The organism is Nocardioides sp., from assembly GCF_030655615.1.
Classification (GTDB): Bacteria; Actinomycetota; Actinomycetes; order Propionibacteriales; family Nocardioidaceae; genus Nocardioides.
The window spans coordinates 1-8,617 of sequence record NZ_JAURVJ010000047.1; the positions used below are offsets into that span (position 1 = coordinate 1).

General features: G+C 71.2%; 9 protein-coding genes. 5 read left to right on the forward strand and 4 right to left on the reverse strand.

Going from position 1 to position 8,617, the window contains the following annotated elements; genetic code table 11:
* Nucleotides 1-113: 113 nt before the first annotated feature.
* From Q7T52_RS04280 to Q7T52_RS04295, 4 genes are all read left to right on the forward strand, one after another.
* The gene (locus Q7T52_RS04280; protein WP_304799725.1) at nucleotides 114-539 is read left to right on the forward strand and encodes a diiron oxygenase; all 426 of its coding nucleotides are present in this window, start codon (nucleotides 114-116) and stop codon (nucleotides 537-539) included.
* Between the two features lie 17 nt (nucleotides 540-556).
* Nucleotides 557-2,230 carry an FAD-dependent oxidoreductase gene (locus tag Q7T52_RS04285; protein ID WP_304799727.1) on the forward strand — a complete coding sequence of 558 codons (1,674 nt, stop codon included), beginning with the start codon at nucleotides 557-559 and terminating at the stop codon, nucleotides 2,228-2,230.
* A gap of 24 nt (nucleotides 2,231-2,254) precedes the next feature.
* Complete coding sequence (locus Q7T52_RS04290; RefSeq protein WP_304799729.1) at nucleotides 2,255-2,956, forward strand: TetR/AcrR family transcriptional regulator; 702 nt, start codon at nucleotides 2,255-2,257, stop codon at nucleotides 2,954-2,956.
* Nucleotides 2,957-3,032: 76 nt separating this feature from the next.
* Nucleotides 3,033-3,512, forward strand: coding sequence for an HIT domain-containing protein (locus tag Q7T52_RS04295; protein ID WP_370692292.1), 480 nt, complete (start codon nucleotides 3,033-3,035; stop codon nucleotides 3,510-3,512).
* 207 nt (nucleotides 3,513-3,719) lie between these two features.
* Here the strand turns inward: Q7T52_RS04295 and Q7T52_RS04300 are convergent, their stop codons facing one another.
* The 3 genes from Q7T52_RS04300 to Q7T52_RS04310 are packed head-to-tail and all read right to left on the reverse strand — an operon-like array spanning nucleotide 3,720 to nucleotide 6,952.
* On the reverse strand, nucleotides 3,720-5,000 hold the full coding sequence (locus tag Q7T52_RS04300; protein ID WP_304799733.1) for a sugar ABC transporter permease: 1,281 nt from the start codon (nucleotides 4,998-5,000) through the stop codon (nucleotides 3,720-3,722).
* Nucleotides 4,993-5,808 (reverse strand): ATP-binding cassette domain-containing protein, encoded by an 816-nt coding sequence (locus Q7T52_RS04305; RefSeq protein WP_304799735.1) that lies wholly within the window; start codon nucleotides 5,806-5,808, stop codon nucleotides 4,993-4,995. Before Q7T52_RS04305 ends, Q7T52_RS04300 begins: the two co-directional genes overlap by 8 nt.
* Before the next feature lie 13 nt (nucleotides 5,809-5,821).
* Nucleotides 5,822-6,952, reverse strand: coding sequence for a sugar ABC transporter substrate-binding protein (locus Q7T52_RS04310; RefSeq protein ID WP_304799737.1), 1,131 nt, complete (start codon nucleotides 6,950-6,952; stop codon nucleotides 5,822-5,824).
* 193 nt (nucleotides 6,953-7,145) lie between these two features.
* Here Q7T52_RS04310 and Q7T52_RS04315 point away from each other — a divergent pair, with 193 nt between their 5' ends.
* Complete coding sequence (locus Q7T52_RS04315) at nucleotides 7,146-8,336, forward strand: ROK family transcriptional regulator (RefSeq protein WP_304799739.1); 1,191 nt, start codon at nucleotides 7,146-7,148, stop codon at nucleotides 8,334-8,336.
* Between the two features lie 3 nt (nucleotides 8,337-8,339).
* Here Q7T52_RS04315 and Q7T52_RS04320 read toward each other — a convergent pair whose 3' ends face one another.
* Complete coding sequence (locus tag Q7T52_RS04320; protein WP_304799741.1) at nucleotides 8,340-8,474, reverse strand: hypothetical protein; 135 nt, start codon at nucleotides 8,472-8,474, stop codon at nucleotides 8,340-8,342.
* Nucleotides 8,475-8,617: the final 143 nt, after the last annotated feature.

Here is an 8,617-nt window from a genome sequence, read left to right on the forward strand (position 1 = left end):
TCTTCCGCACCCTCGGCCCGGTGCTGCCACTGGCCGCCCGCGTCGTGCCGTTCGCGTTCCTCTACGGCGTCCTGGGCGGCGAGGATCCCATTGACAACGTGCAGTAGTCTATCGTGAGAGCCGGCGACGACATGCACCCGATGCTGCAGCGGATCATGCAGATCCACGTCGCCGAGGAGGCGCGCCACATCGGGTTCGCCCACCAGTACCTCCAGCACCACGCGCCCAAGCTCAAGCGCCGCGACCGCGCGGCCCTGTCGGTCATCGTGCCGGTCATCATGAAGTGGCTCTGCAACGAGATCCTGGTCCCCAGCAAGCAGGCGCAGCGCGACATGGGCATCCCCGACGCGGTCATGAAGGACCTCTACTGGGACGCGCCCGAGTCCGAGAAGTTCCTTCGCGACCTCTTCGGCGACGTCCGGATGCTCGCCGAGGAGACCGGCCTGCTCAACCCGGTCTCGCGCCGGCTGTGGCGGGCCCTCGGGATCGACGGCCGCAGCTCGCGCTTTCGCAGCCAGCCAGCGTCCGCCGCCGCCTGAGCCTCTGACGAGCTGACATGGCCTACGTCGTCACGCAGTCCTGCTGCGCCGACGCCTCCTGCGTCATCGCCTGCCCGGTCAACTGCATCCACCCCGCGCCCGGTGAGCCCGGCTTCGCCGAGGCCGAGATGCTGTACGTCGACGCGACGGCGTGCGTCGGCTGCGGCGCCTGCGCCACCGCGTGCCCCGTCGACGCCATCAAGCCCGACACGGTCCTGACGCCCGACGAGCAGCCGTTCGTCGCGATCAACGCCGACTACTTCGACTGCTTCCCCCACCCCGTCCGCACCCCGCTGTCCGTCGTCGCGAAGCAGCGCCGCCTGACCCGCCGCGGACCCTTCCGCGTCGCCGTCGTCGGCGCCGGGCCAGCCGGGCTCTACACCGCCGACGAGCTCCTCAAGCACCCCGAGGTCTCGGTCGACGTCTACGACCGGCTGCCCACGCCCTACGGCCTGGTCCGCGCCGGCGTCGCCCCCGACCACCACCACACCAAGCGGGTCGAGAAGCTCTTCCGAGCGATCGAGGAGCAGCCCGGCTTCCGCTACTTCCTCGGCGTCGAGATCGGCCGCGACCTCACCCTCGCCGACCTCGAGGCGCAGTACGACGCCGTCGTCTACTCCGTCGGCGCCAGCGCCGACCGCAGCCTCGGCATCGAGGGCGAGCAGCTGCCCGGCTCGCTCTCGGCCACCGACCTCGTCGGCTGGTACAACGGCCACCCCGACAAGGTCGACCTCGACGTCCCGCTCGACGGCACCTCGGGCCGCGCCGTCGTCGTCGGCAACGGCAACGTCGCCCTCGACGTCGCCCGCATCCTCGCCCTCGACCCAGCCGCCCTCGAGCACACCGACATCGCTGCCCTCCCGTGGGCGGCGCTGTGCCGCAGCAACGTCCGCGAGGTCGTCGTCCTCGGCCGCCGCGGACCCGCCGACGCGGCGTTCACGCTGCCCGAGCTCGTCGGTCTCGCCGGGCTCGCCGAGAGCGGTGCGATCGACGTCGTCGTCGACACGGGGGGAGCCCCGCCGCCCACCGGCACCCGCAAGCTCGAGGTGCTGGCCGAGCTCGCGGCCCGACCGGCCCGCCCGGCCCGACCGGCCGCAGCACCCGGCGTACGCCGGATCGTGCTGCGCTTCCACACCACCCCGGTCCGCATCGCCGGCGACGACCGCGTGCGCGCCGTTGAGGTCGTCCGTGACGGCACCACCGAGGTCATCGAGGCCGACCTCGTGCTGCGCGCGATCGGCTACCACGGGCGGCCCGTCGCCGACCTGCCCTACGACGCCGCCACCGGCACCGTGCCCCACGTCGACGGCCGGGTGCGGCCCGGGCTCTACGTCGCCGGGTGGGTCAAGCGCGGCCCGACCGGCTTCATCGGCACCAACAAGTCGTGTGCCGAGGGCACCGTCGCCGCGATCCTCGACGACCTCGACGCCGGCCTCCCCACCCCGGTCGGCAGCCTCGCGTCGATCGCCTCCGTCGTGGCCGGACGCTGCCCGGCGTACGTCGACCTCGCCGGCTGGCGCGCCATCGACGCCGAGGAGCGCCGCCGCGGCGAGCGCCGCTCGCGACCGCGCGCCAAGATCGTCGACGTCGATGAGATGGCGCGCGTCGCGCGCGCGGGGACGACCCCGACACCACGACGCGGTTACCCTTCGCTGAGGCGACTGGTCAGGGGTTTCGACGGTCGCACCTGAGGGGCGACACGCGGTGAGGGTGAGATGGGTCAGCAGGACGGGCGCCAAGCCCGGTGGGACAAGCACAACGAGGAGCGGCGTGCCCAGATCCTCGACGCGGCGCTCGCCGTCATCGGCGAGGGCCAGCCGGGCGCCGAGTTCCACGTCCAGCAGATCGCGCAGCGCGCGGGGCTCAACCGGACCGTGGTCTACCGCCACTTCGACGACCGCGCCGACCTCGACCGCGCGATCCGCGCCCACATCCTCGACGACCTCACCGACGGGCTGATCCCGGAGGTCAGCCTCGACGGCACGGTCAACCAGATCATCCGCCGGATAGTCGCGGCCTACGTCGACTGGGTGGTCAAGCACCCGGCCGCGCACGCGTTCGCCGCGCAGGAGCTGTCCGGGCCCTTCGAGCAGGGCACCGACCGGATCGCGACCGCGGTCAACGACATCCTCCAGCTCGCCATCGCGCTGCTCGGGGCCGAGCTCGACGACGACGAGCGGGCGCTGGTGGACCCCTTGGCCCACGGTCTCGTCGGCGCCGTCTTCGGCACCGTGCGCCGCTGGGTCTCGCGCGAGCCCCGCGCCCCCGAGGCCAAGGCCCTCGTCGACCTGCTCTCGCAGTCGGTCTGGAACCTCCTCGACGGCCACGCCCGCCGCCTCGGCCTCGTCCTCGACCCCGACCTGCCGCTGGTCGACCTGCTGCCGACCGTCGGGGCCACCGACCCCACGTCCCCGTGAGCCGCCCGTGACCACCCACGAGCAGGACGGCGCGGGGGAGGACGACGGCCTCGAGCGCCTCTGGACCCCGCACCGGATGGCCTACATCCGCGGCGAGTCCAAGCCGGCCGACGACTCCGAGCGGGCGTGCCCGTTCTGCCGGATGCCGGGCCTCGACGACGCCGACGGGCTCGTCGTACGGCGGGGGAGCCTGGCCTACGCCGTGCTCAACCTCTACCCCTACGCGCCGGGGCACCTGATGGTCTGCCCCTACCGCCACATCCCCGACTACACCGACACCACCGACGCCGAGGCCGCCGAGATCGCCGACCTGACCCGCCAGGCGATGCGCACCGTGCGCGCCGTCTCGGGCGCCGGGGGCTTCAACGTCGGCATGAACCAGGGCCACGTCGCCGGCGCCGGCATCGCCGGCCACCTGCACCAGCACGTCGTACCCCGCTGGCCGGGCGACCAGAACTTCATGCCCATCATCGGCCGCACCCGCACGTTGCCCGAGCTGCTGAGCGACACGCGTCAGCTGCTGGCCGACGCGTGGCTCGGGTCACCGGACAAGTAACTCACCGTACGCACGACTTACCCGCCCGAATTCGGGCGGGTAAGTCACCCGGACGGTGAGTTACTTGTCCGGGGCCCCGGCGCCGCCAACCCACCTGTAACTCACCGTTACGACGACTACCCCGGCGCTGTAGCGCCGGGGTAGTGCCACGAACAGTGAGTTACAGCCGGTCGGGAGGCTCCAGGGATGGCGGAGCCCCCGACGCGCCTAACCCCGCCCGCTCGACGACCGCAGCCGCCGGGAGACCGAGTCGATCGCGACCGCGACCAGCAGGACACCGCCGGTGACCATGAACCGCACGTCGGAGTCGACGTTGATGATGTTGAGGCCGGCGGAGATGGCCTGCAGGACGAGCATGCCGAGCAGGGCGGCGTACGCCGTCCCGCGGCCACCGAACAGCGACGTGCCGCCGATGACGGCCGCCGCGATCGCGGTCAGGTTGGTGTCGGTCGTGCCGCTGGACTGCGAGACCGTCGTGAGCTGACCGGCGAGCAGGACGCCACCGAGGGCGGCGAACGTCGAGGTCAGGCCGAAGACGGAGACATAGATCCAGCTGACCTTGATGCCCGAGCGGCGAGCCGCCTCCTCGTTGCCACCGACGGCCATGACGTGCCGGCCCCAGGTGGTCTTGCGCAGCGCCAGGTCGACGACGACGACCAGCAGCACGAACAGCGTGAAGAGGTAGCCGACACCGCGGTCGTTGGGCGCCAGGCCGAGGTAGTAGACGAAGTAGCCCAGGCCGGCTGCGAGCAGCACGGCCTTGGCCACGACCCACGCGAGGCTCGGCGGGGTGAGGCCGGCCTCCTTGCGCTTGCGGATCGTCCACAGCCGCGCCCCGAGGTAGGCCAGCGTCGCGATCGCGACGAGGGTGTAGGCCTGGGTGTCGCTGAGGAACTTCTCGCGGGCGAAGGACCGCAGTCCGGAGTCCTGCGGCAGTGTGATCGTGCCCTGGTCGCCGAGCGTGTAGAGCAGCGCGCCCTGGAAGGCGAGCAGCCCGGCGAGCGAGAAGACGAAGCTGGGGACGCCGACCACCTGGTGCAGGACGGCGTAGACGAGCCCGATCAGCAGGCCGGTCCCGATGGCGGCACCCATGGCGACGACGAGCGGCTGGTCGTTGTTGACCAGCGTCACCGCCATCACCGCGGAGGTGAACCCGGCGACCGAGCCGACCGAGAGGTCGATCTCGCCCAGCAGCAGCACCAGCACGATGCCCAGCGCGATGACGCCGGTGGGCGCCGCGAACTGGGTGATCGAGACCAGGCTGGCCGAGGAGAGGAACGTCGGCTCCTTAGCGTAGAAGACGATGCAGATGACGACGAGCCCGAAGATGACCGGACCGACGCCGAGGTCGCCGCCACGGATCCGGTTGACGAGCGCCCGCATGACACCGCGTACGCCGAGCTCGTGGATCAGTCGCTCGTCGGCCATGTCGGCCGCGACGGCCGACGTGGGGGTCTCGACGGGCTCCTTGGTGAGTGCGTCAGCCACGGGAGAGCTCCTCGGTACGGGCCGCGCGAGCGGCGACCACGTTGTCGCTGGCGCCGGTGATGGCGGCGACCAGCTGGGCGGTGGTGGCGTCCTCGACGTTGAACTCCGCGGCGTTGCGGCCCAGTCGCAGGACGATGATGCGGTCGGCGACCGCCTGGACGTCGGCCATGTTGTGGGTGACGAGGATGACGCCGAGGCCCTGGTCGCGCAGCCGCTCGATGAGGTTGAGCACCTCCGCGGTCTGGGCGACGCCCAGCGCGGCGGTGGGCTCGTCGAGCATGACGACCTTGGGGCTGCCGACCAGGCTGCGGGCGATGGCGACGGTCTGCCGCTGGCCGCCCGACAGCGCGGCGATCGGGATGCGTACCGACGGGATCTTGGCCGAGAGCGAGCGCAGCAGGCGCCACGCCTCCTTCTCCATGCCGACCTCGTCGAGGATCACGCCCGACCGGCGCTCCTGGCCCAGGAAGAGGTTGGCGACCACGTCGAGGTTGTCGCAGAGCGCCAGGTCCTGGAAGACGGTGGCGATGCCCATGGCCTGGGCCGCGGACGGGCCGCTGACCGACGTACGCCGTCCGTCGAGCTCGATGTCGCCCTCGTCGGGCTGGTAGACGCCCGAGATGACCTTGACCAGCGTCGACTTGCCGGCGCCGTTGTCGCCGACGAGGGCGACCACCTCACCGGCACGGACCTGCATCGACACGTCGGACAGGGCTTGTACGGCTCCGAACCGCTTGGTGATGCCGGCCAGGGAGAGGACGACGCGGCCGCCCTCTCCCTGTCCGGCTTCCGACTTGCTCAGATCCATCAACGGGGACCCATCAGGAGATGCCGGCGGCGGTGCAGTCGTCGGCGTAGTCGTCGGTGCAGACGTCGGCGGCGGAGTAGAACCCGTCGGCGATGACGGTGTCGGCGACGTTGTCCTGGGTGACGACGATCGGGTCGAAGATGTAGGACTTCACGCCCTCGTACTCGGTCTGGTCGATGCCGGTCTCGGTCGTGCCGCTGACCTCTTCGCCACCGAGGAGCTTGACGGCCACCTCAGCAGCGGTCTCGGCCTCGATCGGGATGGGCTTGTAGATGGTCATGGCCTGCTCGCCGGCGAGGATGCGCTGGATCGCGGCGACCTCGGCGTCCTGGCCGGTGATCGGGGGCAGCGCGTCGAGCGCGACACCGGCACCGGTGAGGGCGGCGACGACGCCACCGGCCTGGCCGTCGTTGGCGGCGTAGATGCCGGCGATGTCGGCGGGGTCGATCTTGCTCAGCTGGTCGGTGGTCCACTGCTGGGCGTTCTCGGGCGACCAGTCGGGGTTGTCGTACTCCTCGGCGATGGTCAGGTCGGAGCCGTCGAGGACCGAGTGGGCGCCGGACTTGAACTGCGCGGCGTTGGGGTCGCTGGGCGCCCCGTTGAGCATCAGGATGTCGCCGGCGCTGCCGACGGCCTCGACGAGCGCCTCGGCCTGCATCTTGCCGACCGTCTCGTTGTCGAAGGACATGTAGTAGTCGGCGTTGGTGATCAGCCGGTCGTAGGCGATGACGGGGACGTCCTGGCCCTGCGCCTCCTCGACCATGCCGGTCGCACCCGCACCGTTGACCGGGTCGAGGACGACGACCTTGGCGCCGCCGTTGAGGGCGGTCGTCATCTGCTGGGCCTGCTTGGCCTCGTCCTGGTCGGCGTTGTAGTAGTCGACCTCGCAGCCGCCGCACAGCTCCTTGACCTTGGCCTCGAAGAGCGGCTTGTCGAACGCCTCGTAGCGGGTGGTCTTGGACTCGGGCAGGAGGAGGGCGATCGTGCCCGACGCCTCGCCGCCGCCGGAGCTGTCACTGCCGCCGTCGTTGCCGCTGTCGTTGCCGGAATCGTTGGAATCGTTGGCGCCGCAGGCGGTGAGGGCGGCAGCACTGATGACCAGGGCTGCGCCCAGGGCGGCTACGCGGTGGAACGGTGTGGTCACGATCGACTCCTTGAGATGGGAACTTGTTCGGGCACTCGGGCGTCCCGACGCGAGTCGAGTGTTGACCGTCACACGTTTGTCGTCAAGAGTCGAACGTAAAAAGGTTTGAAATCGATGCATAGTGCGTGTTGTCGCCGACCAATAGCGACAAGAGCATTGACGTACGCCGCCCGCCGCGGGCACAGTGCCGCCCATGTCATCTCCGTCGCCCAGCGCTGCCCCGGGGTCCCCGGGTTCGCTGCGCAGCGCCAACCAGTCGCGGGTCGTGCGGCTGCTGCGCGAGGGGGGTGAGTCGTGGACGCAGGCCGACCTGGCCCGGGCCACCGGCCTCGCGCCGGCCACGGTGTCGACGATCGTGCGCGACCTCCACGACCACGGCCTGGTCGACGTCGTGCCGGGCAGCGGTCGCCGCGGGGCCGCCGTACGCCTGTCGTCGTCGGCGGGGACCGTCATCGGCATCGACTTCGGCCACAGCCACGTCGCGGTCGCCGTCGGTGACCTGGCCGGCAACGTGATCAGCGAGGACCGCCACCACACCGGCGGGGGAGAGGACCACCGCGAGGCACTGGCCCTGGCCCACGCCATGCTCGAGGGCCTCGGTGCCTTCTCCGACGAGTCGCCCCACGTGCGCGCGGTCGGTCTCGGCCTTCCCGCCCCGATCGCCGACGAGCTGGTGGAGGGCGACGCGATCTTCCCCGGGTGGCACGGCGTCAACGCCCGCAAGGCCGCCGAGGCCGTCCTCGGCTGCCCGGCCCTCGTCGAGAACGACGCCAACCTCGGCGCCCTCGCCGAGCACCGCGTCGGCGCCGGCCGCGGCCACGCCAGCTCGGTGTTCATCAAGACCTCGTCGGGCGTCGGTGCGGGCATCATCATCGACGGGGAGCTCTTCCGCGGCGCCGGCGGTACGGCGGGCGAGATCGGTCACCTGACCCTCGACGACCAGGGCCCGGTGTGCCGCTGCGGCAAGCGGGGCTGCCTGGAGGCCTACACCTCGACGCCGTTCGTGCAGCAGCAGCTCGCGGGCCAGCTGCCCGAGACGCCGGGACAGACCGACGTCGACACCGTCGTCGCCGCCGCGCGCGACGGAAACATCGCTGCTCGGCGCGCCCTCGAGGAGGCCGGGCTCCACCTCGGCCGCGGGCTCGCCAGCATCGTCAACCTGCTCAACCCGGCGCTCGTCGCCGTCGGTGGCGACATGGCGCGAGCGGGCGAGCTGCTGCTCGAGCCGGCCCGGATCGGGCTGCGCCGCTATGCGCTCGACTCGGTGGCCAGCACCCCGATCGTGGCCGGCGAACTGGGCGCGAGGGCGAGCCTCGTCGGCGCGATCCTGCTCGCGGCCGAGAACACCGACGTGTCGTCGGCGTCCTCGTTCGCGACGACCTGAGGGTCAGCGACGCTTGGCGGGCGTCTCGATCAGCGGCGAGGTGTCGCCCGCTGCCTTGCCGCGCTTGTCGGCACGCTTCTCCTTGAGAGACTTCCCGGACTTCTTGGTCATTCCTTGACGAGGCGACTTGTCGCTCATGTGGGGTCTCTCTGATGGAGAGCCTGGGTGGCTCCGTGCACCGACACTACGCGCTGTTGATGAGGGTGGGTCCCACATCGATGCCCTAACCTGCTCCGCGTGCTGCAGACGAGCGTCCTGGACCGGTTCAAGGACTTCTGGCA